Annotated in this window: 23 protein-coding genes; 17 read left to right on the top strand and 6 right to left on the bottom strand. The window is 55.0% G+C overall.

The window, feature by feature from the left end; all coding sequences use genetic code 11:
* Positions 1-19 precede the first annotated feature (19 nt).
* The 3 genes from R1T41_RS05440 to R1T41_RS05430 all read right to left on the bottom strand — a co-directional run bounded on the left by R1T41_RS05440 (position 20) and on the right by R1T41_RS05430 (position 3038).
* Complete coding sequence (locus R1T41_RS05440) at positions 20-736, bottom strand: Crp/Fnr family transcriptional regulator (protein ID WP_231858221.1); 717 nt, start codon at positions 734-736, stop codon at positions 20-22.
* Between the two features lie 166 nt (positions 737-902).
* Complete coding sequence (locus R1T41_RS05435; protein ID WP_062951314.1) at positions 903-1574, bottom strand: response regulator; 672 nt, start codon at positions 1572-1574, stop codon at positions 903-905.
* A 60-nt stretch (positions 1575-1634) separates the two neighbouring features.
* On the bottom strand, positions 1635-3038 hold the full coding sequence (locus tag R1T41_RS05430) for a cache domain-containing protein (RefSeq protein WP_231858222.1): 1404 nt from the start codon (positions 3036-3038) through the stop codon (positions 1635-1637).
* A gap of 434 nt (positions 3039-3472) precedes the next feature.
* Between R1T41_RS05430 and pyc the strand changes: the two genes are divergently transcribed.
* The 4 genes from pyc (at position 3473) to glcF (ending at position 11092) form a co-directional block, all read left to right on the top strand.
* Entirely contained in the window at positions 3473-6940 is a 3468-nt protein-coding gene (gene pyc / locus R1T41_RS05425) for a pyruvate carboxylase (protein ID WP_062951320.1), read from the top strand.
* A 16-nt stretch (positions 6941-6956) separates the two neighbouring features.
* Positions 6957-8441, top strand: a complete 1485-nt coding sequence (locus tag R1T41_RS05420; protein ID WP_317341566.1) for an FAD-linked oxidase C-terminal domain-containing protein — start codon at positions 6957-6959, stop codon at positions 8439-8441.
* A gap of 90 nt (positions 8442-8531) precedes the next feature.
* Positions 8532-9773, top strand: coding sequence for a glycolate oxidase subunit GlcE (gene glcE / locus R1T41_RS05415; RefSeq protein WP_317340462.1), 1242 nt, complete (start codon positions 8532-8534; stop codon positions 9771-9773).
* Positions 9773-11092, top strand: a complete 1320-nt coding sequence (gene glcF, locus R1T41_RS05410; protein WP_317340461.1) for a glycolate oxidase subunit GlcF — start codon at positions 9773-9775, stop codon at positions 11090-11092. Before glcE ends, glcF begins: the two co-directional genes overlap by 1 nt.
* Before the next feature lie 91 nt (positions 11093-11183).
* Here glcF and R1T41_RS05405 read toward each other — a convergent pair whose 3' ends face one another.
* Entirely contained in the window at positions 11184-11474 is a 291-nt protein-coding gene (locus R1T41_RS05405) for a hypothetical protein (protein WP_062961298.1), read from the bottom strand.
* Between the two features lie 57 nt (positions 11475-11531).
* On the opposite strand from R1T41_RS05405, the gene R1T41_RS05400 reads away from it, so the two are divergent.
* The 7 genes from R1T41_RS05400 to phoB all read left to right on the top strand — a co-directional run bounded on the left by R1T41_RS05400 (position 11532) and on the right by phoB (position 18046).
* On the top strand, positions 11532-11735 hold the full coding sequence (locus R1T41_RS05400) for a hypothetical protein (RefSeq protein WP_317340459.1): 204 nt from the start codon (positions 11532-11534) through the stop codon (positions 11733-11735).
* Between the two features lie 165 nt (positions 11736-11900).
* Positions 11901-12929 carry a PstS family phosphate ABC transporter substrate-binding protein gene (locus R1T41_RS05395; RefSeq protein ID WP_097051536.1) on the top strand — a complete coding sequence of 343 codons (1029 nt, stop codon included), beginning with the start codon at positions 11901-11903 and terminating at the stop codon, positions 12927-12929.
* 132 nt (positions 12930-13061) lie between these two features.
* On the top strand, positions 13062-14441 hold the full coding sequence (gene pstC / locus R1T41_RS05390; RefSeq protein ID WP_062951336.1) for a phosphate ABC transporter permease subunit PstC: 1380 nt from the start codon (positions 13062-13064) through the stop codon (positions 14439-14441).
* Positions 14434-15783 (top strand): phosphate ABC transporter permease PstA, encoded by a 1350-nt coding sequence (gene pstA / locus R1T41_RS05385; protein ID WP_062961296.1) that lies wholly within the window; start codon positions 14434-14436, stop codon positions 15781-15783. Before pstC ends, pstA begins: the two co-directional genes overlap by 8 nt.
* 1 nt (position 15784) lies before the next feature.
* Complete coding sequence (gene pstB / locus R1T41_RS05380) at positions 15785-16588, top strand: phosphate ABC transporter ATP-binding protein PstB (RefSeq protein WP_062951342.1); 804 nt, start codon at positions 15785-15787, stop codon at positions 16586-16588.
* Positions 16589-16610: 22 nt separating this feature from the next.
* Entirely contained in the window at positions 16611-17333 is a 723-nt protein-coding gene (gene phoU, locus R1T41_RS05375; protein ID WP_062951343.1) for a phosphate signaling complex protein PhoU, read from the top strand.
* Positions 17334-17350: 17 nt separating this feature from the next.
* On the top strand, positions 17351-18046 hold the full coding sequence (gene phoB / locus R1T41_RS05370; RefSeq protein ID WP_007091986.1) for a phosphate regulon transcriptional regulator PhoB: 696 nt from the start codon (positions 17351-17353) through the stop codon (positions 18044-18046).
* A gap of 61 nt (positions 18047-18107) precedes the next feature.
* On the opposite strand, the gene R1T41_RS05365 is transcribed toward phoB, so the two are convergent.
* Complete coding sequence (locus tag R1T41_RS05365) at positions 18108-19868, bottom strand: cation:proton antiporter (protein ID WP_317340455.1); 1761 nt, start codon at positions 19866-19868, stop codon at positions 18108-18110.
* Positions 19869-20188: 320 nt separating this feature from the next.
* Between R1T41_RS05365 and R1T41_RS05360 the strand changes: the two genes are divergently transcribed.
* The 6 genes from R1T41_RS05360 (at position 20189) to moaE (ending at position 26118) form a co-directional block, all read left to right on the top strand.
* Entirely contained in the window at positions 20189-21151 is a 963-nt protein-coding gene (locus R1T41_RS05360) for a calcium/sodium antiporter (protein WP_062951346.1), read from the top strand.
* A 173-nt stretch (positions 21152-21324) separates the two neighbouring features.
* A complete protein-coding gene (locus tag R1T41_RS05355) occupies positions 21325-22083 on the top strand; it encodes an SDR family oxidoreductase (protein WP_209220470.1) in 759 nt (252 codons plus the stop codon).
* A gap of 61 nt (positions 22084-22144) precedes the next feature.
* On the top strand, positions 22145-22570 hold the full coding sequence (gene folB / locus R1T41_RS05350; RefSeq protein ID WP_051682075.1) for a dihydroneopterin aldolase: 426 nt from the start codon (positions 22145-22147) through the stop codon (positions 22568-22570).
* A 439-nt stretch (positions 22571-23009) separates the two neighbouring features.
* Positions 23010-24929 (top strand): excinuclease ABC subunit UvrC, encoded by a 1920-nt coding sequence (gene uvrC, locus R1T41_RS05345; protein WP_411045540.1) that lies wholly within the window; start codon positions 23010-23012, stop codon positions 24927-24929.
* 152 nt (positions 24930-25081) lie between these two features.
* The gene (gene pgsA, locus R1T41_RS05340; RefSeq protein ID WP_062951347.1) at positions 25082-25633 is read left to right on the top strand and encodes a CDP-diacylglycerol--glycerol-3-phosphate 3-phosphatidyltransferase; all 552 of its coding nucleotides are present in this window, start codon (positions 25082-25084) and stop codon (positions 25631-25633) included.
* Between the two features lie 26 nt (positions 25634-25659).
* On the top strand, positions 25660-26118 hold the full coding sequence (gene moaE, locus R1T41_RS05335) for a molybdopterin synthase catalytic subunit MoaE (protein ID WP_317340450.1): 459 nt from the start codon (positions 25660-25662) through the stop codon (positions 26116-26118).
* Here the strand turns inward: moaE and R1T41_RS05330 are convergent.
* Positions 26115-26405, bottom strand: coding sequence for a hypothetical protein (locus tag R1T41_RS05330; protein WP_317340448.1), 291 nt, complete (start codon positions 26403-26405; stop codon positions 26115-26117). The two genes, moaE and R1T41_RS05330, sit on opposite strands and share 4 nt — an antisense overlap.
* Positions 26406-26416 lie beyond the last annotated feature (11 nt).

Below are 26416 nucleotides of genomic sequence, written 5' to 3'. Positions count from 1 at the left end.
CTGGTTTTGTGCAATTCGGTCAGGCCGCTTCGTGATCAAGTCCGGCAACGATCTGAAGTGCTTTGACATCAAGCCCGAATTCAGAGCGATTGCGCAGGTTTAGATGACCATGTCGGCGAAACTCGGCGATAACCCGGCTGGCGGTTTCGGTCGTGATGCCAAGCATGGCCCCCATGTCTTCGCGACCGGGCAGAACGCAACTGTCATCGGTATCATCACACAGATACAGGCACAGCCGTGCAACTCGTTCCCGGGCGGAACCGGTCGACATCTGGGTAAGCCAGTTATCGGATTCCATCACCGCCTGATGCCAGCGGGTGAGCAACTGTTTGTGCAGACGGGGGCTTTCGCGATCAAGCTTTTCAACAACCGCAACCGGAATCCGGCATAGCGTGCTGTCCTGAAGGGCTTCGGCGTGATGGGCAAAGCTATCGCTGACAAGGGCTTCGAGGCCGATTGTACCGCCGGGGCGGACAAGCCTGACAACCCGTTGCGAGCCGTCGGCGAGATAATGCGTCAGTTTGATCAGGCCGCTACGCAGGGTGAACAGTGCGTTCGCATCATCACCGGCGTTATAAAGGGCTGTGCGTTTGGCAATTGCCATGTCTTCGACCGGCAGGTGAACCAGTTTGAAATCGGCATCGGTCAGGTCGTTGAAAAGCGCAAGTTGCCGAACGCCGCATTGGCGACAACGCAACATGTCGGGCATGGCTGATTGCGGTGCGGAGTAATTCACAAAACCCCCTGACGGAACGGGACAGATGCAGGATCGGTCGCCGCAGGCTGTTAGGTGGAAGCACTCTAAATCTTGGAACAATCTACCTTATTGATTTGTAAATTCAACCTAATAGCGACCAAGACGCGAGAAACATCACAATGGCACGACCTTTTCGGGAGGACCGTTATGCAGTGTTGTCCAGAGTGACCAGGCCTTTTTCAATCGCATAGCGGACCAGACCAGCGGAACTGTCGATATCAAGCTTGCGTTTGATGTTGCGGCGATGGGTTTCGACGGTACGCACACTGATATCAAGTTCGCGGGCAACGTGCTTGTTGCTGGCACCTTTGGCCAGAAGCCGCAAGACGGTGCGTTCCCGGGTCGTCAACGGCATGCCGTCGTCAGGCATGCCTTCGTTGTTGCTGATGCGATCAAATGTCGGGCTATAGGCCTCGCCGCCATTGGCAATCGTTTCGATTGCGCGGACCATGTCGTTTGACGATACGTCCTTCAGGATGAAGCCGCGTGCGCCTGCCAGCCGGGCGGTGCGAAGATATTCCGGATTTTCATGCATGGTCAGGATGATGACCTTGATATCGGGCATGGTTTCGCGGAATTTTTCGGCGGCTTCAAGCCCGTTCATCACCGGCATCGAGATATCCATCAGAACGATGTCGGGTCTGACATTAGAGGCCAGTGACAGGGCTTCCATGCCGTTGCCAGCTTCGCCGACGATATCGATATGGTCATAGCATTCAAGACGCGAACGAATGCCATCCATGACCAGCGCATGGTCGTCGCACAGCAAAACACGAATGGGGCGGTTGGGCGAATAGGAGATATTTGCGCTGCTCATGGTCAATTCAGTTCTCTGTCACATTACGGAAACATCTGGGCCGAAACATCTGATGTCACCTTAGCCGGTGATGGCGGTGACGGGTAGATCATTATCACGCGAAACCGGAATATAGGCTGTGATGGTTGTGCCATCGTCCGGTTCGGATTTGACGGTCATGCCGCCACCATGGAATTCCATGCGTTCGCGCATATTGCGAAGTCCGATCCCGGCACGCGGATCGCGATTTCGAATATAACGGTTGGTTTCAAACCCGACACCGTTATCGATGATTTTCATCACGACACTCTGGCCTTCGCGGCGGATCGTGACCTTGATATGCGTGGCATCGGCGTGGCGTTCGATATTGGTCAGGGTTTCCTGCAAGACGCGATACAGGGTCGTCTTTTTTGCGATATCAAGAACAACATCAATGTTATCCGATTTGACATCAATCTGCATGTCGGACCGGTCTGCCAATTCCTTGCACATGCTTTCAATCGCCGGACGCAGGCCCAGATCATCCAGAACCGCCGGGCGCAGGTCGCGCGATATGCGACGGACCTCGTGAATGGCATCCTGCAAACGTTTGGCGGCCTTTTCCATCGGTTCGGTCGCGGCATTCTTTTCCGGCCCCAATCGTGCGATGGCGGTTTCGACCGAATATTTGACGGAAACAAGGATCTGGCTGATGCCGTCATGCAGTTCGCGCGACACCCGCAAACGTTCCTGTTCCTGAACGTCGACAACCCGATGGGTCAGTTCCTTTAGCTTGGAATCGGCAAGTTTGCGTTCTGAAAGCGTGACTACGGTGCCCGAAATGCCAACCAGCAAAACCGCCAGAATGGTGATTCCGACAATTGATATGGTCGTGTCACGGATGTGGGATGATACCTCGGTCTCGATTTCCTTCACCTGTTCGGAAATGTCATCGATATAAATCCCGGTGCCGATCATCCAGCCCCATTTATCCAGCATCAGGGAATAGGCGATTTTTTCGGCAGGCTCGCCGGTCGATGGTTTTTCCCAGACATGGCGCAGGAAGTCGCCCCCCTTTTCGGCATTGAAAATCAGCGCCTGAATGACGGAATTCCCGTTCAGATCGCGCAGGTTCCAGTATGTCCGCCCCAGTCGCCACGGTTGGGGCGGATCGACAAGGGCAGTGCCATCGCGGTCATAGATAAAGAAATAGCCATCCTCGCCATAGGACAGGTCTTCGATGATGCTTTTGACCCGTTCCTTGGAAACCGCATCCAAAGGGCTTGCGACCGAATAGATGTGATCGATCGAGGCAAGGGCGAGTTCAAGATAGCTTTTAAGCTCTTCCTTGCGGGCTTCAAGGATGTTGCGCTCGAACGTTCTGATTTCGGCTTCGGCCAGTCGTTCGGCCTGTGCAAACACCAGATACGAGATTGCCGCAGCCGCCAGAACCAGTGGCAGGATCGACAGCAGCAAAAACTTTAGTCGAAGATTGATTTTCGGCATGGGCGCAACAGTCTCGGATACAGGAAAATTTTTCGGGCCGGACAATATCATAAAAGCATCAAAAGTCTGCGCCTGATCGCAGTTTTCGAACCTTTGGGTTGCATTGTTCAAAGTCGAGATTTTCCGCATGGTGAAAAGGCACTGGCCGCGACAAAGTGAAATTGGTATTACCAATTTCGAAGATCATGCTTTGACAGAGGCAGCGCATTGCGCATATATCAGACACGTCGCCTGCCCACCGGGCGCCAGGAACCCTGGATGCACTGCACGCGTTTTAACGTGACAGACATCCTTTATCGCCACAGATGGTATGGCGTTGCAGGCATCCCGCACCGCAACGCATTCCGGGATCATATCGTGGCGTTTCTCTTGGTTTTCGGCAGGGGCGCACAGGGACGCACCTGCCCTACAAATCTGGTAGGAGCCCGGTGTCCATGACGCGTTCTGCACCAAAGCGTATCCGTAAACTTCTGGTCGCGAACCGCGGTGAAATCGCGATTCGTGTTCTGCGTGCCGCCAACGAGCTTGGCATTCGCACAGTTGCCATCTTTTCCGACGAAGACCGTTTTGCCCTGCACAGGTTCAAGGCCGACGAAAGTTACACTGTCGGCAAGGGCAACAAACCCATTCGCGCCTATCTTGATATCGAGGATATCCTGCGCGTTGCCCGTGAAGCTGGCGTTGATGCCATTCACCCGGGCTATGGGTTCCTGTCCGAGAATCCCGATTTTGCTGATGCCTGTGCCGAGGCTGGCATAACATTCATTGGTCCCGATTCTGAAGTGATGCGCACGCTGGGCAACAAGGTTGCCGCGCGCAATCTGGCGGAAAGTGCGGGTGTGCCGGTTATGCCAGCATCAGGCGCATTGCCCGATGATATGGATGAAGTGGCCCGCATTGCTGATCAGGTCGGTTATCCGATCATGCTGAAAGCCAGCTGGGGCGGTGGTGGTCGCGGGATGCGCGTCATCGAGAATTCCAAGGACCTTTCCAAACAGGTTCTGGCCGCCAAGCGCGAAGCAGAAGCCGCATTTGGCAATGACGAGGTTTATTTCGAAAAGCTGATCCGTCGTGCCCGCCATGTCGAAGTCCAGCTTCTGGGCGATACGCATGGCACGCTGGTGCATCTGTTTGAACGTGACTGTTCGGTTCAGCGTCGCAACCAGAAAGTCGTTGAGCGGGCACCTGCCCCCTACCTTAACGAAGATCAGCGCAAAGAACTTTGCGAAGCAGCGCTTCGTCTGGGCAAGGCTGCAAATTACGTCAATGCGGGTACCGTCGAATTCCTTATGGATGTCGATACATCCAAGTTTTACTTTATCGAGGTCAATCCCCGCATTCAGGTCGAACATACCGTGACGGAATGCGTGACCGGATTTGACCTTGTGAAGGCGCAAATCCTTGTTGCGCAGGGGGGGCGGATCGGCTTCCCGTCGGAAACCGGCATTCCGTGGCAGGACAAGATCAAGCTGCGTGATCATGCGCTTCAGTGCCGCATCACGACCGAAAACCCCGAAAACAGCTTTGTACCGGATTACGGGATCATCAAGGTTTATCGTGGTGCCAATGGTTTTGGCATCCGTCTGGATGGCGGCACGGCCTATTCCGGGGCGGTGATCACACCGTTCTATGACAGCATGCTGGAAAAGGTTACGGCATGGGGCAGTACCCCGCGTGAAGCGGTGGACCGGATGGACCGCGCCCTTCGCGAGTTCCGTATCCGCGGTGTTGCGACCAACCTGGCGTTCCTTGAAAACCTGATCAATCACCCGAAATTCCGGGCCGGTGAATATACCACGCGGTTCATTGATGAAACGCCCGAACTGTTCAAGTTTGTGCGCCGCCGCGACCGTGCAACCCGGTTGCTGCGCTTCATCGGTGAAGTCACGGTGAACGGCAATCCGGAAGTCGAAGGCCGGGTGGTGCCGACCAACCTGCATGCGCCGGTCATGCCGAAATCGATTGATTTGGGCGAAATCCGCCCGGGCACCAAGCAGAAGCTTGACCAGTTGGGGGCCGAAGGTTTTTCACGCTGGATGAAGGATCAGAAACGGGTATTGATCACCGATACCACCATGCGTGACGCCCATCAGTCACTGCTGGCCACCCGGATGCGGACCTTCGATATGCTCGAAATCGCGCCTTATTATGCGCATGGGCTGCCGGAACTGTTTTCGTTGGAATGCTGGGGTGGGGCGACATTTGACGTCGCTATGCGGTTCCTGAAAGAAGATCCGTGGGATCGTCTGGTCAAGCTGCGCGAACGCGTTCCCAATATCCTGACCCAGATGCTTTTGCGGGCGTCGAATGCGGTTGGTTACACCAACTATCCCGACAATGCGGTCGAGTATTTCGTCAAGCAGGCGGCAGAACACGGCATGGATGTTTTCCGTGTCTTCGATTCCCTGAACTGGGTCGAAAACATGAAAGTCGCCATGGATGCGGTTCTGAAAACCGACAAGCTGTGCGAAGCGACCATTTGCTATACGGGCGATATTTTTGACGAGAAACGCCCGAAATATAACCTTGATTACTATGTCAAAATGGCCCGGGAGCTTGAGGCATCCGGCGCGCATATCCTGGGGCTTAAGGATATGGCAGGGGTTCTGCGCCCGGCGGCGGCAACGACCCTGATCAAGGCGTTGAAGGATACGGTCAATATCCCAATCCATTTCCATACCCACGATACCAGCGGCATTTCGGCGGCCACCGTGATTGCCGCGATTGATGCCGGGGTGGATGCGGTCGATGCCGCGATGGATTCGATGTCGGGCCTGACATCGCAGCCAAACCTCGGTTCGATTGCCAATAACTATATCGGGCAGCCACGTGATCCGGGGCTGAATACCGAGGCGCTTAAAGAAGTTTCGACCTATTGGGAGCAGGTCCGGCGGTATTATGCCGGATTTGAGAGCGATATCCGCAGTGGCACATCGGATGTCTATGTCCATGAAATGCCGGGCGGCCAATATACCAACCTGCGTCAGCAGGCGCGGTCGCTTGGCATCGAGGAACGCTGGCCGGAAGTGTCCAAAGCCTATGCCGCGGTCAACAAGATGTTTGGTGATGTCGTCAAGGTGACGCCAAGCTCGAAGGTTGTGGGTGACATGGCGCTGACGATGGTGACATCGGGCATTACCGAAAAGGATGTGCTGGACCCGAAAAAGGACATCGCATTCCCCGATAGCGTCATTTCGTTCTTCCGCGGTGAAATCGGTCAGCCGGTTGGCGGCTTCCCGCCAGCCCTTCAGCGCAAGGTGCTTAAGGGGGCCGAAGCCCTTTCGGATCGTCCGGGCAAATCCATGCCGCCGATTGATTTTGAGGCAACCCGCAAGGAAATCGAAAAGAAAACCCATCGCAGCATCAGTGATGCCGAGGTCGCATCTTATGTGATGTATCCCAAGGTGTTCCTCGATTATGCCGAACATCGCAGCCACAATGCCGATGTTTCGATCCTGCCGACCCCGATCTTCTTCTATGGCATGAGCCAGAATGACGAGATTTCCGTCGATCTGGAAAAGGGCAAGACGCTTGTTATCCGCTATCTGGCAACATCCGAAGGCGGGGACGAGGAAGGCAATCGGACCGTGTTCTTTGAACTGAATGGTCAGCCTCGAACAGTCAAGGTTGCTGACAAGACATTGGCCGCGACTGGCAAGGTCAAACCAAAGGCCGAGGATGGCAACCAGCTTCATATCGCGGCCCCGATGCCAGGTCTTGTCGTCGAGGTCCATGTTGCCGAAGGCCAGAAGGTCAAGGCGGGGGATGTGATGTGTTCGCTTGAAGCGATGAAAATGGAAACCGCGGTTCATGCGGAAAGGGACGGGGTCGTGGCAACCATCCATGCCCCCGCGGGTACACAGGTCGACAGCAAGGATCTGCTGATCGAATTAAGGGAGTAAACTTCGCATGCTTAGGATGCCTGAGCCGGATCAATCGACCCTTGCGCGTCGCAAGGATATCATCGCCGCCATGCGGGACATCGTTCCGAACGAAGGCGGGGTTATCGTCGATGAAGATCAGCTCAGGCCCTATGAATGCGATGGGTTGATGGCCTATCGCCAGCTTCCTATGATCGTGGTCCTGCCCGAAAATACCGGGCAGGTCGCGGCCATCCTGAAATATTGTCATACCCATAAAATTCGTGTCGTTCCCCGTGGGGCGGGCACCGGCCTTTCGGGCGGGGCGCTACCGATGGCGGATGCTATCACGATCAGCATGATGAAATTCAACCGCGTTCTGGATATCGATTGGGACAACCGGGCCGTCGTTGTGCAGCCCGGTGTGACCAATCTTGGCATCACGCGTGCGGTCGAACATAAGGGGTTCTATTACGCCCCGGACCCGTCCAGCCAAATTGCCTGTTCGATTGGTGGCAATATCGCCGAAAACTCGGGCGGGGTGCATTCCCTGAAATACGGACTGACCACCAATAATGTCCTTGGTGTTGAAATGGTCACGATCGAAGGTGAAATCCTTCGTGTCGGGGGCAAGGGGCCGGATCAGTCGGGCTATGACCTTTTGGGGGTTATTACCGGGTCCGAAGGGTTGCTGGGTATCGTTACCGAAGTCACGGTACGCATCCTGCGCAAGCCGGAAACGGCGCGCGCGCTTCTGCTTGGCTTTAACAGCAGCGAAGAAGGCGGCAATTGCGTTGCCCGGATCATTGCCGACGGGATCATCCCGGGCGGACTTGAAATGATGGATGCCCCGGCCATCAAGGCGACTGAGGATTTCGTCCATGCGGGTTATCCGCTTGATGTCGAGGCGTTGCTGCTTGTTGAACTCGATGGACCAAAGGTCGAGGTCGATTATCTGATTGAACGTGTCGGTGCGATTGCCAGGGAATGCGGTGCGGTTTATTCGCGTATTTCCGAAAGCGAGGATGAAAGACTGCTGTTCTGGTCGGGACGCAAGAATGCCTTTCCGGCGATTGGCCGTATTTCACCCGATTATATCTGTATGGATGGCACCATTCCGCGCCGACGTCTGGCCGAAGTCCTGACCGGCATGCAGGTTTTGTCGCAACGCCACGGGTTGCGGGTTGCCAATGTTTTTCATGCAGGCGACGGCAATCTGCATCCGCTGATCATGTTTGATGCCAATCAGCCCGGCGAACTGGAACGGGCCGAAGCATTCGGTGCCGATATCCTGAAACTATGTGTCGAGGTCGGCGGGGTTTTGTCCGGCGAGCACGGGATTGGCGTCGAAAAACGCGATCTGATGCCTGAAATGTTTACCGAAGATGACATGAAACATCAGGAACGCCTGAAACTGGCGTTTGACGAAGACGAATTGCTGAATCCCGGCAAGGTTTTCCCGACCTTGCATGGCTGCGGGGAACTTAAAACCCTGCATGCGCGTGAAGTCGCCGACAAGTTCCCGGATATTCCGCGTTTCTGAGCCGGGTCGAAAAACGAGAATAAAAATAATCCTGCCATCGGTTCCCACCAACCGGTCGGCAAGGATCAGGAGAGGAAGAGAGAAACCGTCATGACGGAAGTCATATCCCCCGCCACGCCCGAACAATTGCGCGAGGCCATCAGTTGGGCGCTTGGTTCAAAAACCCCGCTGGAAATCATCGGATCGGGTAGCAAGAAAACATACGGACATTCTGTTGCCGCCGACCATGTTCTGGACCTGTCGAAATTGAGCGGGATCATGTTTTATGAGCCCGAAGAACTGGTGATGTCGGTAAGGGCGGGCACGTCTCTTGCAGAAATCCACGCATTGCTGAGCGATAAAAACCAGCAATTCCATTTTGAGCCCGGAAATTTTCCGGGATTGCTGGCCGATGGCGTTACGGACCATGCCGGAACGATTGGCGGGTTGGTTGCATCGAATTTGTCAGGTCCACGCCGCATCAAGGTTGGGGCCGCACGCGATCATCTTTTGGGGTTTGAAGCCATTAGCGGCCGGGCCGAGGATTTTAAATCCGGCGGGCGGGTAATGAAGAATGTGACGGGTTTTGATCTTTCAAAATTGATGGCGGGATCGTTTGGCACGCTTGGCGTGATGCATACCATCACCATGAAAGTCATGCCGCGCGACGAGAAAACCCGAACCGTTCTGATCGCCTGTGACGATATAGAAAGTGCCGGGCGTGCGATGACGCGTGCCATGGGCAGCGAAAATGAAGTTTCTGCCGCCGCATGGATCGCACGGGAACAGGTTGGAATGCTTGGCGTGGATATCGCAACTGGCATCGGGGCCGGGATTGTCGCGCTGCGCCTTGAGGGACCGGCTCCCTCGGTTGCCTGGCGGTGCGAGGCATTGCGCAAGCTTCTGGCCGATATCGGCACAAGCGAGGAACTTCATAGCACCAACAGTCATGTGTTCTGGCGGTCGGTCGCCGATGTGGCGCCGTTTGCCGGTGGTGCGGGAATTTTATGGCGTGTTTCCGCAGCACCGGCATCGGGTGGGGCGATTGCCTCGAAGCTGGCGGCGGAAACCGGTGGAAAGGTCATGATGGATTGGGCCGGAGCGCAAATCTGGCTGCAACTGGCGGGGCGTGATGCGATGGCCGACAAAGTGCGCGACATTGCCGTGTCCTACGATGCGCGGGCGGTTTTGGTCCGTGCGCCAGAAGATATCCGAAATCAGATGTCGGTGTTCCATGCCGAGGACGCGGCTTTGGCCCGTATCAATGCCAGGATTCGCGAAAATTTTGACCCTGAAGGCATCCTTAATCCAGGGCGTATTGGCCAAATGCTTACCAAGCAGGGGGATGCGTAATGCAAACGAACTTTACCCCCGCCCAGCTTGCCCATCCGGCAATCGCCGAAAGTGAACAGATCCTGCGGAAATGCGTGCATTGCGGGTTCTGTACCGCGACATGCCCGACTTTTGTCACGCTGGGCGATGAACTCGATAGCCCGCGCGGGCGCATTTACCTGATCAAGGACATGCTGGAAAACGATAAACCGGCGACCGATAAGGTGGTGAAGCATCTGGACCGGTGCCTGTCATGCCTGTCGTGCACGACGACATGTCCGTCGGGTGTTGATTACATGCATCTGATCGATAATGCGCGCGCCCATATCGAAGAAACCTATGACAGGCCATTTGCCGATAAATGGTTGCGCCGGATTCTATCGATTGTTGTGCCCAACCCTACACTGTTCAGACTTTCGCTGATCGGGGCGAAGCTGGCATCGCCATTCGCGGGCCTTTTACCCGGGCGGTTGAAGGGCATGGTGAAGATGGGGGCACGGCATATGCCGCCGCCAAGCTGGGTTGATAAGCCGCAGGTGATCCCGGCCATTGGTCAACGTAAAGGCCGGGTCGCCATCCTGACCGGTTGCGCGCAGCAGGTGCTTGAGACCGAGATCAACGAAGCAACCGTGCGTTTGCTGACACGCCTTGGCATCGAGATTGTGGTGGCCAAAGGGGCTGGTTGTTGCGGGTCACTTGTCCATCATATGGGCAAGGAAGCGCAATCCCAGCAGCAGGCCAAAGCCAATATTGATGCCTGGACCGGGGAACTTTCGGGCGAGGGGCTCGATGCGATTGTCATCACGGCATCGGGATGTGGCACAACGGTCAAGGATTACGGGCATATGTTACGGAACGACCGGGATTACGCGGCAAAAGCCGCCAGAATTTCGGAACTTGCCTGTGACGTGACCGAATATCTGGCAGGAATTGATGTCCCGGTGGATCGTTTTGCCGGTGCGACCCATGGCGGGGCACGGGTGGCTTATCATTCGGCATGTTCGATGCAGCATGGTCAGAAGATCATTCGTGAGCCCCGCGACCTTCTGAAAAAGGCCGGGTACGAGGTGCTTGAAATTGCCGAGGGACATTTATGCTGCGGGTCGGCGGGGGTTTATAACCTGCTGCAGCCGGAAATCGCGGGTAAATTGCGTGAACGCAAACTTGGCAATATCAGAAACACGGCACCGGACCTTGTCGCGACCGGCAATATCGGCTGCATGGTGCAGCTTGAAACCAATGCGTTAAAGGTTGTGCATACGGTTCAATTGCTTGACTGGGCAATGGGCGGACCGGTCCCGGAAAAGCTTTTGCCTTATTATACGGAAAGGACCGCCTAGCTGGCGGTTGGAGTTTTAAAGCAAAAGCCCGCACGACGTAATGTCGGCGGGCTTTTGTGCAAGCTGATGGACGGATGCGTTGTAAAGCCGCTTATTTCGCAAGCAGGCTGGTGGCGATGCCTTCGGCGGCAGAACCTTCGCTGCTGTCTTCGGCGAAGGCAGCGGTTTTTTCGCGAATCCAGTTTTGCACTTCGGCTTCGCTGACATCGACCTTTGTTGCCATCACGGCAATGACGGCTTCCATGGCAAGGACATGAGACGCAATGTTGTTGACCGCGACATGCAGGTCATCAATATGGCGTGATGCGGCTTCGGACATGTCGCCCAACTCGCCGGAAAGTTTCTGGATCAGTTCCTGAATCTCGTCGAGCGAAGTGCTCATTATCGTCTCCCTTTTGCGCGGTTCTGCGCTACTTTGTCCCCAACGGATTGATATCTTATGAACAAGCTTCGTGTTTTCGGCCCGCTTTGTAAAGTCGGGGAAGCAGAAAGTATCTCGGGTATGTTTGAACGACAGTCTCAAGAATTTCCAGTGCTGTGTTTGGGCAATGTTACAGTTTTTGTAACCAAGTCCGTCAAAATCGAACAATGCAGCCCTGGAATTGCCGGTTCCGGCTTTGATTATTCACAGGCGCTATTTTGAAAAAATCATTGAGAAATAAAGGTTTTCAGAAGGTCGTTTGCATCTCTGATACGTTGTCACATAACGTTAACAAAACTGACGCAATACCGTAAGCACCCGGCGTTAGAGTCCGCCTCGCAGATCGTTGCACCGTTCCGGTTTGGAACAATCAATGGGGAATTTACCATGAAGAAGACTCTTGCTGTTGCGGCGCTGATGAGCGTTGCCTTTGTTGGCGCGGCCCAGGCACGCGACCAGATTCGTATCGTTGGTTCGTCCACCGTATTCCCGTTCGCAACTGCGGTTGCTGAAGAATTCGGTAAAACCACCTCGTTCAAGACCCCGGTTATTGAATCGACCGGTTCCGGCGGTGGTCTTAAGCTGTTCTGCGCCGGTGTTGGCGAACAGCACCCGGACATCACCAATGCTTCGCGTCGCATCAAGAAGTCCGAAGTTGAAACCTGTGCCAAAAACGGCATCAACGAAATCACCGAAGTCAAAGTTGGCTACGATGGTATCGTTCTGTCGAACTCCAAAGATGCTCCGCGTCTTGACCTGACCAAAGAACAGATCTTCCTGGCGCTGGCCAAAACCGTTCCTTCGAAAGACGGCAAGTCGCTGATCGATAACCCGTACAGCACCTGGGCCGAAATCGACCCGAGCCTGCCGGACGTTAAAATCGAAGTTCTCGGCCCGCCTCCGACCTCCGGTACCCGTGATGCCTTCACTGAGCTGGTACTTGAAGAAGCCTGTGACTCCTTCGAAGCCATCAAGGCAATCAAAGACAATAAAGATCAGCACGGTGCAGTTTGCAAAGGCGTTCGTGAAGACGGTGCCTATGTTGAAGCCGGTGAAAACGACAACCTGATCGTTCAGAAACTCGAAGCAAACCATGATGCGCTTGGCATCTTCGGCTTCTCGTTCCTTGATCAGAACGGCGACAAACTTCAGGGTTCCCTGATTGCCGGTGTCGAGCCGACCTTCGAAGCCATCTCGGCTGGTGATTACCCGGTTTCGCGTTCGCTGTACTTCTATGTCAAGAACGCCCATGTTGGTACCATTCCGGGTATCAAAGAATATCTGACCGAATTCACCTCCGACAAAGCATTTGGTGACGAAGGTTACCTTGCTGACCGTGGTCTCATCCCGATGGATGCGAGCGAGCGTGAAGCAGTTCGCAATGCTGCGCTGAACCTTGCTCCGCTGAGCATGTAACGCGATCTTTCAACCGGTGGCGGCCCCTGCTGCCACCGGTTTCTTTGTTTCTTGGCTTGATTGATTTATTATTTTTGTCCTATTGGCTCCTCGTGATTTAAACAGGCCCTCCAGGCAAACGGATTTATCGAAATGTCCCTGACTTTTCTGTTGCTCGCGGTTGCTGCACTTTGCGCGCTGTCATTCTATTTCGGGCGGCAGCGGGCCGTTGCCCTGTCGGGCGGCCGATACAGCAATCTTCATTCCCTGCCAGCCCATTATGGGACCTATACGGCGATGTGGTGCGGTATTCCCGCGCTTTTGCTGCTTCTGGTCTGGCACGTGTTTCAGGGGTCGATCATCGAAGCGATGATCGTTTCCGATCTTCCTGCCGAAATTACCGGTGACTCCGGCCGTCTTTCACTGGCACTGAACAGTATCTCGCTGATTGCCGCAGGCAACGGAGAACATCTGTCGGTTGATCCGGAAGTCGTGGAGGCGGGCCAGCGTCTTGCGAACCTGCAGACCATTGCAAATGCGGCACTGGTTGTGGTGATGCTGAGTACGGCGGTGGTCGGGCTGGCGCTTTCGTATCGCAAGATCGCAAAAGAAATGCGGGCACGCAACAATGTCGAACGTATCGCGCGTTATGCGATGATCGCCTGTTCCGGGATCGCGATCCTGTCGACAGTGGGGATCGTTTTCTCGCTGTTGTTCGAAGCGCTGCATTTCTTCTCCAAGATCAACCCGCTCGAATTCCTGTTCGGGCTGGAATGGAGCCCGCAGACGGCGATCCGTGCTGATCAGGTGGCATCCGAAGGGGCCTTTGGTGCGATCCCGCTATTCGTAGGGACGCTGCTGATCACTGTGATCGCGATGTTTGTCGCAGTGCCGATCGGTTTGTTCTCTGCCATCTATATGGGCGAGTATGCATCATCGAAATTCCGTGCTTTTGCCAAGCCAGCCCTTGAAATTCTGGCCGGTGTTCCGACGGTTGTGTATGGCTTCTTTGCTGCCCTGACAGTCGCGCCGTTCCTGCGTGATAATGGTGCTATTCTTGGACTTGATGTCAGCTCCGAAAGCGCGCTTGCGGCCGGCCTCGTTATGGGGGTTATGATCATTCCGTTTGTGTCGTCGCTGTCTGACGATGTCATGTCGCAGGTGCCCAAATCCCTGCGCGACGGATCTTATGGTCTGGGTGCCACAAGGTCGGAAACCATCCGCCACGTGATCCTTCCCGCTGCCCTGCCAGGTGTTGTCGGGGCGGTTCTGCTGGCAGTGTCGCGTGCAATTGGTGAAACCATGATCGTGGTTATGGCCGCCGGACTTGCGGCCAATATGACGGTCAACCCGTTGCAGGCGGTTACCACCGTTACCGTGCAGATCGTGACGCTTCTGGTCGGTGACCAGGAGTTCGACAGTGCCAAAACCCTGTCGGCCTTTGCACTCGGTCTTGTTCTTTTCCTCGTCACCTTGGGCCTGAACGTGTTTGCCCTTAAGGTTGTTCAGAAGTATCGCGAGAAATATGACTGATATGGCATCGCTTATGGAAGATAGAGCCGCCGCAAAAGTGATCTCTGGCAATCTGCACACGCCGGTTGACTGGGATAGCCCGAAAATTGCCCGCAACATCAAAAAGCGGTATGCGGCGGAACGCCGGTTCAAGATTTATGGCCTGAGCGCGATTGCCATCGCTCTCATGGCGCTTGTCGTGCTTGGCTATTCGATTGTTTCGAAGGGGTATAGCGCCTTCTTCCAGACCTATGTTCAGCTCGAAATTCATTTCGATCCGGCTGAGATTGATCCGGACGGAACAGGTGACCCCGCAGTTATCGGTCGCGCCAATTTCGATGGTCTGGTCAAGGAAGCATTGCGCAACCGGTTCCCGGATGTAACCGATCGCCGCGAACGCCGTGACCTTTATGACATCGTTTCGGGCGGGGCTTCTTACGACCTGCGCCAGCGTGTGCTTGATAATCCGAGCCTGATTGGACAGACCCGCAAGGTCTGGCTGATTTCGGGTGACGATTTTGATATGCTCAACAAGGGTTATATCAGCGCAGATACAGATGAAGGCGACCGTCGCCTGAATGACCAGGAACTCGGCTGGTATGACGCCCTGACCGCCGAAGGCGCTGTTGAAAAGCAGTTTCACACGCGGTTCTTCACCAATGGTGACTCACGCGAACCGGAACTTGCTGGCATCTGGGGGGCCGCGGTCGGGTCGTTCTATACCCTGATTGTGACGCTTCTCCTGTCATTCCCGATCGGTGTTCTGGCCGCGATTTATCTCGAGGAATTCGCTCCGAAAAACCGTTTCACGACTATTGTCGAAGTCAATATCAACAACCTTGCGGCTGTGCCTTCCATCGTGTTCGGTCTTCTCGGGCTTGAGGTCTACCTCAATGTCATGCATCTGCCGCGTTCGGCACCGGTTGTCGGTGGTTTGACGCTGGCACTGATGACCCTGCCGACGATCATCATCGCATCGCGGGCAGCGATCAAGGCAGTACCGCCGTCAATCCGGCAGGCTGCCCTTGGACTTGGGGCATCACCGGTACAGACGGTGACCCATCATGTGCTGCCGCTGGCAATGCCGGGCATTCTGACCGGAACCATCATCGGCATGGCGCAGGCGCTTGGTGAAACCGCACCGCTTCTGATGATCGGCATGGTGGCATTCATCGTTGATGTTCCGGGAGGCGCGCTTGATCCGGCGACGGTTCTTCCGGTGCAGATTTATCTGTGGGCTGACAGTCCGGAAAGAGCCTTTGTCGAGAAAACCTCGGCGGCGATCATGGTATTGCTGGGCTTCCTGATCCTGATGAACGGATTGGCCGTGTATCTGCGCAAGAAATTTGAACGGAAGTGGTAAAATGGCTGTTGTAACTCAAAGCGCAATGACGGCAGAGCCGTCAGTCACTAGCCCGAAAATGACGGCCCGTGACCTTAATCTTTTCTATAGTGACAACCAGGCGCTTTTCGATGTCAATCTTGACATTGTCGAACGTCAGGTTACTGCGCTGATCGGTCCGTCGGGCTGCGGCAAATCGACCTTCCTGCGCTGCATGAACCGCATGAATGACACGATTGACGGTGTCACGATCAACGGCAAGGTGACGCTTGATGACCGTGACATCTATGACAAGGCCATCGACGTTGTTCAGTTGCGTGCCCGTATCGGCATGGTGTTCCAGAAACCGAACCCCTTCCCGAAATCGATCTATGACAATGTGGCCTATGGTCCGCGTATTCATGGTCTGGTGAACTCGCGGGACGAGCTTGACGAGATCGTCATGACCTCGCTTGAACGGGCAGGCCTTCTGAAAGAAGTCAAAGACCGCCTGCCGGAACCGGCGACCGGTCTTTCGGGTGGGCAGCAGCAGCGCCTTTGCATCGCACGTGCGGTTGCCGTTAGCCCGGAAGTCATCCTGATGGATGAGCCGTGCTCGGCGCTTGACCCGATTGCGACCGCAAAGGTCGAAGAACTGATCGACGAGCTTCGTTCGAACTACACCATTGTGATCGTGACGCACTCCATGCAGCAGGCGGCCCGCGTGTCGCAGCGCACGGCGTTCTTCCACCTCGGCAAGCTGGTCGAAGTGGGCGAAACCGATCAGATTTTCACCAATCCCAAGGACGAACGCACCAAGGGATACATCACGGGTCGCTTCGGTTAATTCCGGGCAGGAGTATTATTAGATGGCCGACGAAAAACACCATATCGTCAGTTCGTTTGACGAAGAACTGACCCGTTTGAACAATATCATCTCGCAGATGGGCGGGCTTGCCGAAAGCCAGCTGATTTCTGCGATCCGCGCAATCGTGAAGCGGGATTCGGAACTGGCCGAAAAGGTCATTATTTCCGATCATCGTATCGATACGCTGGAACAGGAAGTACAGGATTTTGCCGTACGTCTTCTGGCCCTGCGCCAGCCGATGGCAGATGACCTGCGTCAGGTGGTGACAGCGCTTAAACTTTCCAACGATCTGGAACGTATTGGCGATCTGGCGAAAAACATTGCCAAGCGCGCGCAGGTTCTCAACCAGGTGCCGCCGATCCGTCCGGTTCAGGTGATCCCGAACATGGCGAAGCTGTGCCAGGAAATCATCAAGGACGTTCTGGACGCCTATATCGAAGGCGATGCGGAAAAGGCCCAGCGTGTATGGGCGCGTGATCAGGAAGTTGACGATATGTATAACTCCCTGTTTCGTGAATTGCTGACCTATATGATGGAAGATCCGCGTAACATCACGGCATCGACCCATCTGCTGTTTATTGCCAAGAACATCGAACGTATTGGCGATCACGCGACCAATATCGCCGAAACGATCTATTACCGGATCAAGGGTGAAGACCTGCCGATGGATACTCGGCCAAAAAATGACGCGGCGAATTTCGCTGTCGTAGAACCGAATGAGTGACACTGGAGCATAGGAAGATGGACCCAACGGTTCTTATCGTCGAGGACGAAGCTGCAATCGTAACCATGTTGCGCTACAACCTCGAACGCGAGGGGATGCAGGTTGTCGAAGCCGGAGACGGTGACGAAGCGTTGAAGATTCTGGCTGAAACCCATGTCGACCTGGTCCTTCTGGACTGGATGTTGCCGGTAATGTCGGGGATCGAGGTTTGCCGCCAGATCCGCCGGAAACCGGAAAGCCGCGATTTGCCGGTGATTATGGTTACCGCGCGTGGCGAAGAAGGTGACCGCATCCGTGGCCTTGATACCGGTGCCGACGATTATGTGACCAAGCCATTCGCGATTGGCGAATTGCTGGCGCGTATTCGCGCGTTGCTTCGCCGATCCGGCCCGGCGCAACCACAGGGGCAGTTGATCTATTCCGATATCGAAATGGATTTGGCTGCCCATCGTGTCAGCCGTAACGGCAAGGCCATACATCTTGGCCCGACCGAATTCCGTCTGCTGCGTTACTTCCTCGAACATCCGGGGCGGGTTTTCTCGCGCGAGCAGCTTCTGAACGCGGTTTGGGGTCCGAACATCTATGTCGAGACCCGAACGGTTGACGTACATATTCGCCGCCTGCGCAAGGCATTGAATGACGTCAAGGGAACGCGCGATGTGATCCGTACGGTTCGTGCCGCCGGTTACGCACTGGATGTCGAAGCCGCCTGATCGCGGTTATTCCGGAAGGTGAAACGAAAAACCCCCATCTTTATGATGGGGGTTTTTGTTTTCAGGTGGTTTTCCTGGATTTTACCGGTTTGGCCGATTTTGATGCCGGATCTTCGGCTTTCTGGCGCGCGGTGCGTGGCGCCAGTTCGTTCATCAGAAGCATATCGGCACGACGGAACTTGGCAATTTCGGTATCGATATCTTCCTGCGGGATGTCGCAGGCGGCCAAAACATGGTCGGACAGGCGCAAACCGGTTTCGAGTACTTCGGGGATGGCGGCATCCGCACCGCTGCGTGACAGGGGACCGATATGTGTGATGTCCTGGGCACGGGCAAAGATTTTCAGATGTGGATAATGCTGTCGCAGCAAGGCGACGGTCTTTTCGGTTGCGTGCGGGTTGCCCATGGCAACGGCGGCAATATGGGCCTGTTCTGTATGGGCCGCTCGGAATGTTTCCGGACGTGATCCATCTGCAAAATAAACCGGCAGACCTTCGGCACGGCCGCGTGAAACCTGCTGGGCATCGGATTCAAGAACGATGAACGGGATATCCTTGGTACGCAGCAGACGGGCCAGAACCCGGCCGACACGCCCGCAACCAATCACCAGAACATGCTTCTGAATGCCATCGGTTTCATCTGAAATTTCGCTGAGCTGATCGTTTTCCTTGGGATGAAGTTTCTGTTCGATCCGGTGGCCCAGTGAAATCAGGGAGGGGGTCAAACCCATCGAAATCGCGACAACCGGGATCAGCATCACGGCGATATCAATCGGAACCGCGCCATTCTGCGATGCCAGTGCCAGCATGACGAAGGCGAATTCGCCACCTGCGGCCAGGCTCATGGCAACCCGGATCGATGATGCCCGGTTAAAGCCGATCAGCAGGGATAACCCGAAAAGGACCGCCGCCTTAACGACCAGCAACCCGATCAGCCATAAAATGATGGTACCGGCCTGACCAATGACGACATTGGCATTCACCGACATGCCGACCGACATGAAGAACAGCGACAGGAAAACCCCGCGAAATGGCGAAATGTCGGCTTCGATCTGATGGCGGAATTCGGTTTCGGCCAGCATCACCCCGGCGATGAAGGCACCAAGCGCCATCGAAAGACCGGCGGCTTCGGTCAGGGTACTGGCAGCCAGAACGACAAACAGGGTGCCGATGGCAAAAAGTTCGGGATTTTTAAGGGACGCAATATAACGAAACAGCCGTGGCAGCAGATAACGACCGGCAAGCAGCAGGACGGCAACAGCGCCGACCCCACTTAACGCACTGATCCATGGGCTGGTTTCGGTTCCGGCCTTGCCTGCGGCCTGCACCATGATCAGGAAGGGACCAACCGCAACGTCCTGCAACAGCAGGATGGCAAGGGCTGCACGGCCGAAACGGGTATGCAGCTGGCGCTCATCGGAAAGCTGTTTAAGGATAATGGCTGTTGATGACAGGGCCAGTGCTCCGGCAATCACGATGGAGGCAGGCATATCGTAATTGATCAGCAGCAATACACCGAACATCACCGCCATCGTGACGCCGATTTGCAGAAATCCAAGGGTGGCAAACCGGCCGCCAATCACGCGCAATCGTTCGCGCGACAGTTCAAGACCGATCATGAATAGCAGAAAGACAATGCCAAGCTCGGCCACCGTTGAAATGTCTTCGCGGTCATTGATCAGACCAAAACCAAAAGGTCCGATGCAAAAACCACCGATCAGAAAGCCGATGATCGAGTTTGCACGTAATTTCTGGGCCAGCGGCACAGCAATCACCGCGGCCGTCAGGACAAGGAACAGTTCGAAAAGAACGCTGTGAGACATGTTGGGATATGCGTCCGGCGCAGATGGGCGTGTAAAGGAAACTCGTTCAAATCAGGATAGCGGAAATACCCCTATGATTTCTATGGAAATTTCGCGTATGCGAAGACATCTGTGGTAGACGACACGTATTAAGAGTAAGCGACCGTGGCGATTACGTTCGGCGTGCTTACCTGTGTGGGAACAGCATCACACAGCCATCCAAAAGGGTTCCGCGGCGGGACGACACGGCTTGCTATTCTGTGTTCGGAATGCCATGTTCCGCTGGCCCGTTAAAGGGCACAAAAATAATCACAATTTTCCCCCATACGAGCAGGCCGACATTGGAACAGTTCATCCCCTATTTGCAGATTATTGGTGGTCTTGTGCTTTTGACGGCCGGTGGCGAGTTCATTGTTCGCGGCGCTGTTGGTCTTGCACTGCTAATGGGTGTTTCCAAGGTTATCGTCGGCCTGACCGTGGTGGCCGCCGGAACGTCGGCCCCGGAATTCGTAGTGTCGCTGAATGCGGCACTTGCCGGTTCGGGGGATATCGCGATGGGGAACGTTGTTGGTTCCAACATTGCCAACATTCTTCTGATCCTTGGTGCGACGGCTGTTCTGAAGCCAATCGCAGCGTCCCGGACCATGATTGTTCGCGATGGTGGCACCATGTTGCTGGGCACTGTACTGTTCATCGGTCTTTGCATGTTCGGTGTTGTGGAGCGTTGGGCAGGAGCGGTGATGCTGCTGGTTTTGGCGGCGATCTGGTATTTCACCTACCAGCATGACAAAAAAAGCCCGGGCGAAGCCAGCCACCTGCACGAGGAAGAAGTCGACGAAGTCGGCGAGGTGCCAAGCGGTTGGCTGAAACCGATTGTTGCGACCGTTATCGGTATTGTCGCCCTGACCTATGGTGCCGATCTGCTGGTGAATGGCGGTGTTTCTGTTGCACGTCAGTTCGGCGTTTCCGAAGCCGTGATTGGTTTGACACTTGTCGCGTTCGGAACGTCACTTCCGGAATTGGCCGCATCCATTGTTGCGGCGTTTCGCGGGCATTCCGATGTCGCGCTGGGCAATGTGGTTGGTTCAAACCTTCTGAACCTGCTGGTGATCATCGGTGGTGTGTCGCTGATTGCGCCGATTGCGGTGCCTGATCAGATACTGCAATCCGATCTGTGGATCATGTTGGCGGTGACCGTTCTTTTGCTGGTTGTCGGCTATTTCCTGCGCGGCGTGTCGCGGATTACGGGGATTGTCTTTGTTCTTGCCTATCTTGGATATGTCGCAAGTCTGGTTACCGCATGATCCATCTTACGTGCCTGAAACCGTTCACACGGTGATGGACCGGCAGGCAGGTTTGATTGTAAGTTCCGGAATTACTGAACTAAATGATGGCGGCCTGCGTTCGAATGCGGCCGCCTTCCCCGGAAAAGGGGACGCATCTTGACGGACGGGATGGAAACCGGATGACAGGGATAATGCCGAAAACGGTCCTTGTGACAGGGGCTGCGAAGCGTATCGGACGGGCTTTATCGCTTGATCTGGCCGCGCAGGGATATGATGTTGCCCTTCATTGCCATTCCTCGCGCAGGGATGCGGAAAGCCTGGCGGATGAAATCCGTGCCCTTGGCCGTCGTGCCTGCGTTATTTCGGCCGATCTTGGCCGGGAAGAAGACACCGGGCGTGTCGTGCGCGAGGCAACGGCTGCACTGGGCCCGATTGGCGTTCTGATCAACAACGCATCCACCTTTGAGTATGATGATATCGGCACCGCCACGCGCGAAGGCTGGGACTATCATATGGAAGCCAATCTGCGTGCGCCGTTCGTACTGTCGCAGGATTTCGCCAAACGGTTACCGGACGGGTACAAGGGTGCCATCATCAACCTGATTGATCAGCGCGTCTGGAATCTGACACCGCATTTCATGACCTATACCTTGTCCAAGGCAGGTCTTTGGACCCTGACCCAGACGCTGGCACTGGCATTGGCACCGCAAATCCGGGTCAACGCCATTGGCCCCGGTCCGGCATTGCCTAGTGTTCGGCAAACACAGGAAGTTTTCGATCAGCAATGCGATCAGACTCCCCTGAAAATTGGGACAAACCCGCAAGAGATTTGCGACGCGGTACGATTTTTCCTTGCCGCGCCAGCCATCACCGGGCAAATGTTAGCGCTTGACGGCGGGCAGCACCTGAATTGGGCGCCCAGTGGCGAACAGAATATGCCAGAGGAATGATGCATCGGGCTTGGGTTCCGGACATCTGGCCGCAGAAGCGCAGCACAAGGAAGACCAGACCATGACCGCAGGCCTTAAGCAGGACGATAACATTACGACACTGCCCTATGCAGATCATGCAGGCAGTTTGCGTCGTGTATTCGTTCGCGACATGGTGGTCGAGACATCCATTGGCGTATATGACCACGAAAAACATGCCCCGCAGCGGGTGCGCATCAATCTGGATCTTGCCGTACTTGAAGGCGAAGGTGTCCAGAATGACGATATTGCCACTGTTTTAAGCTACGAGGATCTGGTGACAGGCACGCGGGAAATCTGCCGTGACGGTCATGTGAACCTTGTGGAAACCCTTGGGGAAAAACTGGCCGATATGTGCCTGGCGGATCGCCGGGTGCGCAAGGTAAACGTCCGGGTTGAAAAGCTTGATGTCTTTGACGACGTTGCGGCGGTCGGGGTCGAAATAGAGCGCTTTAATATCGCGCGCTGATCGCATCGGTAAATCTGCGTAAAATTTACTTTTGTTAACGGTTTTGGACGGGGACTCTGTGATTCCTCTAGGCCGAATCGCTGCCGCCCTTATGCACAAGCATCTGGGGACGTGGAATCAAAGGAAAATATTCTTTTTTGACTCCTCTATTACCGAATGTTTTCAGGTTGACAGTATTTTTTGTAAATTAAATCAATAACTTAACTTGTTTGCTCAATAAATGTGCACTTCATAGAACGTTAAGACTCTCAAGGGGTGTAGCAAAGAGCCCCCCTATTACCCACAAACTTATCCACAGCCTTGGTGGACATCTTTTTCCGGTCGCGATTCTGTGAAGTGATGTTGCGGCGTTAATCTTTTTGAGTATTGTCGGAAGCCACTTTGAGAAGTGACGGCCATCACAACTTTTGATTTTTAATAAATCTGCCGGAGACGCCTGATGAAGCCTGAAACCCCATCCGAAAACCCCGCTCGGGAAATCGGATTGTCGCTTGAAAGCGATGATTATGACGGGGGAGCTGCGCGTGGTGTCGAGGCCATCAAACATGCGCTGAAAACCATGCCGGGTTCGGCGGGTGTCTACCGCATGATCGATGACAAGGACCGGGTTCTTTATGTCGGCAAGGCCAAGAACCTTAAAAAGCGTGTGGTGGCCTATACCCGCCTGATGCAGTTGCCGATACGGATCGCCCGTATGGTCGCGCAGACGGTGCGTATGGAAATCATCACCACCCATACCGAAGCCGAAGCGCTTCTGCTTGAATCCAACCTGATCAAGAAGCTTAAACCGCGTTACAACATCCTGCTGCGCGATGACAAAAGCTTCCCCTATATCCTGATCACCGAGGATCACGATTATCCGCGCATCGTCAAACATCGCGGGGCACGGGCCAAGGATGGCAGTTGCTTTGGGCCGTTTGCGTCCGCCTGGGCCGTGAACAACACGATCAATCATCTGCAGCGGGCTTTTTTGCTGCGGTCCTGCACGGATGCGGTGTTTGCCAACCGCTCGCGCCCGTGTCTGCTGTATCAAATCAAACGCTGTTCCGCGCCGTGCGTGGACCGGGTTGCCAAGGCCGAATATGACGGGCTTGTCGATATCTGTCGTGACTTCCTGACCGGGCGTAGCCAGAAAATCCTCAAGCAGCTTGAAAGCGACATGCTGGCGGCATCCGAACGCATGGATTTTGAACAGGCCGCGATGTATCGCGACCGTATCCGTGCCCTAAGCCAGATACGATCGCATCAGGATATCAATCTTGAAGGCGTTGAAGAGGCCGATGTGATTGCCCTGCATCACGAAGGTGGGCAAAGCTGCGTTCAGGTGTTCTTCTTCCGGTCCGGGTCGAACTATGGCAACCGGTCCTATTTCCCGCGTCATGAACAGGGGGCTGAGATCCCCGAAATCCTGTCGGCCTTTGTCGGGCAGTTCTATGCCGATAAACCGGCCCCGAAACAGGTTCTGCTGTCGCACGAGATCGAAGGCCAGGAACTGGTCGAAACCGCGTTGTCGATCAACAATAACCGCAAAATCACCCTGCAGGTACCCAAGCGCGGCGGTCGGCGCAAGCTTGTCGAACATGCGATGAACAATGCAAAGGATGCGCTGGGGCGTCGTATGGCCGAAAGCGCGTCACAGCGCAAATTGCTGGAAGATCTGGCCGATAAACTGGAACTGGACGGTACGCCGGAACGGATCGAGGTTTACGATAACAGCCATATTCAGGGCACCAACATGGTCGGCGGCATGATCGTTGCCGGGCCCGAGGGCTTTATGAAAAGTGCCTATCGCAAATTCAACATCAAGGGCGACATCGCACCGGGTGATGACTTTGCCATGATGCGCGAAGTTCTGACCCGGCGTTTTGCCCGTGCGCAAAAGGAAGATCCGGACCGGGAAAACGGCACATGGCCAGACCTTTGTCTGATTGATGGTGGTTTGGGGCAGCTTGGCGTTGCCCGCGAAGTGCTTGAGGATTTGGGAATCGAAGATGTGATGCTGGTTGGGGTCGCCAAGGGTGTCGATCGGAATGCGGGCAAGGAAGTCCTGCATATCCCCGGAAAGCCGCCCGTGCGCCTCGATATGCAGGACCCGGTTCTATATTTCATCCAGCGTCTGCGCGATGAAGCCCACCGCTGGGCGATTGGCACACATCGCGCCAAACGGTCCAAGCAGATCGGCAAAAGTGTTCTGGATAATGTGCCCGGCGTTGGCGGGGCACGCAAAAAGGCATTGTTGCATCATTTCGGGTCGGCACGCGGCGTGGCGGATGCCGGTTTGACCGATCTTGAGGCGGTGGACGGCATCAGTGCCGCCCTTGCACGCAAGATTTACGATCATTTCCACGGCGAAAACTGATCCCGGTTACCGGCTGTTTCATAACAGGTTTGTTGCAATTGAACGCGGCTCTTGTGGTAACTGCCCGGAGACATTAATAATTGCCTCGCATCGGGGAGACAGAAAACGCTTCGCCGGACCGTTCGATACAATACCCGCAAACAGGCCTGTTTATGAAAAACCAGATTCCCAATCTGCTAACCTTGTCGCGCATCATTGTGATTCCGGCTCTGGTTGCGTCCTTTTATATCAGCGGACCGGTTGGTAACTGGATCGGGTTTGCGCTGTTTGCCTTTGCCGGGGTGACGGACTTTTTTGATGGTTACCTTGCGCGCAGCATGAATGTTGTCTCGCCGCTTGGCCGGTTCCTTGACCCCATTGCTGACAAGCTTCTGGTCGCTGCCGCCCTGATGATGATGGTTGCGTTTGAACGCATTTCCGGTCTGGCCATTTTACCCGCCGTGATCATCATGTGCCGCGAAATCATGGTGTCGGGTTTGCGCGAACATCTGGCCGAACTGAAAGTGCCATTGCCGGTGACGGTTCTTGCAAAATGGAAAACCACGGCACAAATCCTTGCCATCGGGTTTCTTCTGGTTGGCGATGCGTCGCCCGACATGATCCCGTCGATCCTGATCGGTGATATCCTGTTGTGGATTGCTGGGCTTGTGACGGTTCAGACAGGGTATATCTATCTTCGCACCGGGCTCAAGCATCTCGACTGACACCTATCGGAAGGATCAGGTCGCGCATGACACGTATATCTGTTCAGGAACAGGATTTTGATCCGGGTGCCGAACTGGCAGCCCTGACCGAAGGTCGTACCGATATCGGGGCAGCGGTCAGTTTCGTCGGGCTGGTGCGTGATATCCACGGCGGGGACAGCGTTTCCGCCCTGACACTTGATCATTATCCCGGAATGACCGAACGCGAACTTGAAAAGATCGCAGACGAAGCCGCCAATCGCTGGCCGCTTGATGATGTGCGGATCGTGCACCGGTTTGGGCGTATGTTGCCCGGTGAACGGATCGTTCTGGTGATAACCCTGTCGGCCCATCGACGCGCTGCGTTCGAGGCCTGCGACTTCATCATGGATTTTCTTAAAACCCGGGCCCCGTTCTGGAAACGCGAAGAAACCGCCCAAGGTGATCATTGGGTCACGGCAAAGGCATCGGACGATGCCGATGCTGATCGCTGGAAAACGGATTAACCGACAAATTTTGCCAGCAATCCGACAAACTGAAGAAGGGCTGTCTGGATTTGCGCGGCATCATCGATCCGGTCTTTAAGGTTCTTCATTTCGGCTATATCCGCATCGGTAATTGCCGATGCATTCTGGATCAGCCGCTTTGCTTGAAGTGTTATAAGCTGATCAGCAGCTTTATTGCGTGTTTCGGCCATCACAAGTTTTTCGTTGATATCTGACGACTGGTAGGCCGCGTCGATTTCAATGAAGCTGGCTTTGGCGGCCCTTATCAGTTCATCAAGATTGCTCATGGTGATACTCC

It is taken from the genome of Thalassospira lucentensis, from assembly GCF_032921865.1.
Classification (GTDB): Bacteria; Pseudomonadota; Alphaproteobacteria; order Rhodospirillales; family Thalassospiraceae; genus Thalassospira; species Thalassospira lucentensis_A.
The sequence above is the reverse complement of the archived record's forward strand: the minus strand, read 5'-3'. Positions and strand labels throughout refer to the sequence as shown.

Bases quoted from the DNA above. Each gene is read 5' to 3' on its own strand.
- pstC (WP_062951336.1), top strand. From the start codon at position 13,062: ATGTCCCTGACTTTTCTGTTGCTCGCGGTTGCTGCACTTTGCGCGCTG.
- pstB (WP_062951342.1), top strand. From the start codon at position 15,785: ATGGCTGTTGTAACTCAAAGCGCAATGACGGCAGAGCCGTCAGTCACT.
- phoU (WP_062951343.1), top strand. From the start codon at position 16,611: ATGGCCGACGAAAAACACCATATCGTCAGTTCGTTTGACGAAGAACTG.
- glcE (WP_317340462.1), top strand. From the start codon at position 8,532: ATGACGGAAGTCATATCCCCCGCCACGCCCGAACAATTGCGCGAGGCC.
- R1T41_RS05355 (WP_209220470.1), top strand. From the start codon at position 21,325: ATGCCGAAAACGGTCCTTGTGACAGGGGCTGCGAAGCGTATCGGACGG.
- folB (WP_051682075.1), top strand. From the start codon at position 22,145: ATGACCGCAGGCCTTAAGCAGGACGATAACATTACGACACTGCCCTAT.
- R1T41_RS05430 (WP_231858222.1), bottom strand. From the start codon at position 3,038: ATGCCGAAAATCAATCTTCGACTAAAGTTTTTGCTGCTGTCGATCCTG.
- R1T41_RS05365 (WP_317340455.1), bottom strand. From the start codon at position 19,868: ATGTCTCACAGCGTTCTTTTCGAACTGTTCCTTGTCCTGACGGCCGCG.
- R1T41_RS05405 (WP_062961298.1), bottom strand. From the start codon at position 11,474: ATGAGCACTTCGCTCGACGAGATTCAGGAACTGATCCAGAAACTTTCC.
- glcF (WP_317340461.1), top strand. From the start codon at position 9,773: ATGCAAACGAACTTTACCCCCGCCCAGCTTGCCCATCCGGCAATCGCC.
- phoB (WP_007091986.1), top strand. From the start codon at position 17,351: ATGGACCCAACGGTTCTTATCGTCGAGGACGAAGCTGCAATCGTAACC.
- pgsA (WP_062951347.1), top strand. From the start codon at position 25,082: ATGAAAAACCAGATTCCCAATCTGCTAACCTTGTCGCGCATCATTGTG.
- uvrC (WP_411045540.1), top strand. From the start codon at position 23,010: ATGAAGCCTGAAACCCCATCCGAAAACCCCGCTCGGGAAATCGGATTG.
- R1T41_RS05420 (WP_317341566.1), top strand. From the start codon at position 6,957: ATGCCTGAGCCGGATCAATCGACCCTTGCGCGTCGCAAGGATATCATC.
- moaE (WP_317340450.1), top strand. From the start codon at position 25,660: ATGACACGTATATCTGTTCAGGAACAGGATTTTGATCCGGGTGCCGAA.
- R1T41_RS05435 (WP_062951314.1), bottom strand. From the start codon at position 1,574: ATGAGCAGCGCAAATATCTCCTATTCGCCCAACCGCCCCATTCGTGTT.
- R1T41_RS05330 (WP_317340448.1), bottom strand. From the start codon at position 26,405: ATGAGCAATCTTGATGAACTGATAAGGGCCGCCAAAGCCAGCTTCATT.
- pyc (WP_062951320.1), top strand. From the start codon at position 3,473: ATGACGCGTTCTGCACCAAAGCGTATCCGTAAACTTCTGGTCGCGAAC.
- R1T41_RS05400 (WP_317340459.1), top strand. From the start codon at position 11,532: ATGAACAAGCTTCGTGTTTTCGGCCCGCTTTGTAAAGTCGGGGAAGCA.
- pstA (WP_062961296.1), top strand. From the start codon at position 14,434: ATGACTGATATGGCATCGCTTATGGAAGATAGAGCCGCCGCAAAAGTG.
- R1T41_RS05395 (WP_097051536.1), top strand. From the start codon at position 11,901: ATGAAGAAGACTCTTGCTGTTGCGGCGCTGATGAGCGTTGCCTTTGTT.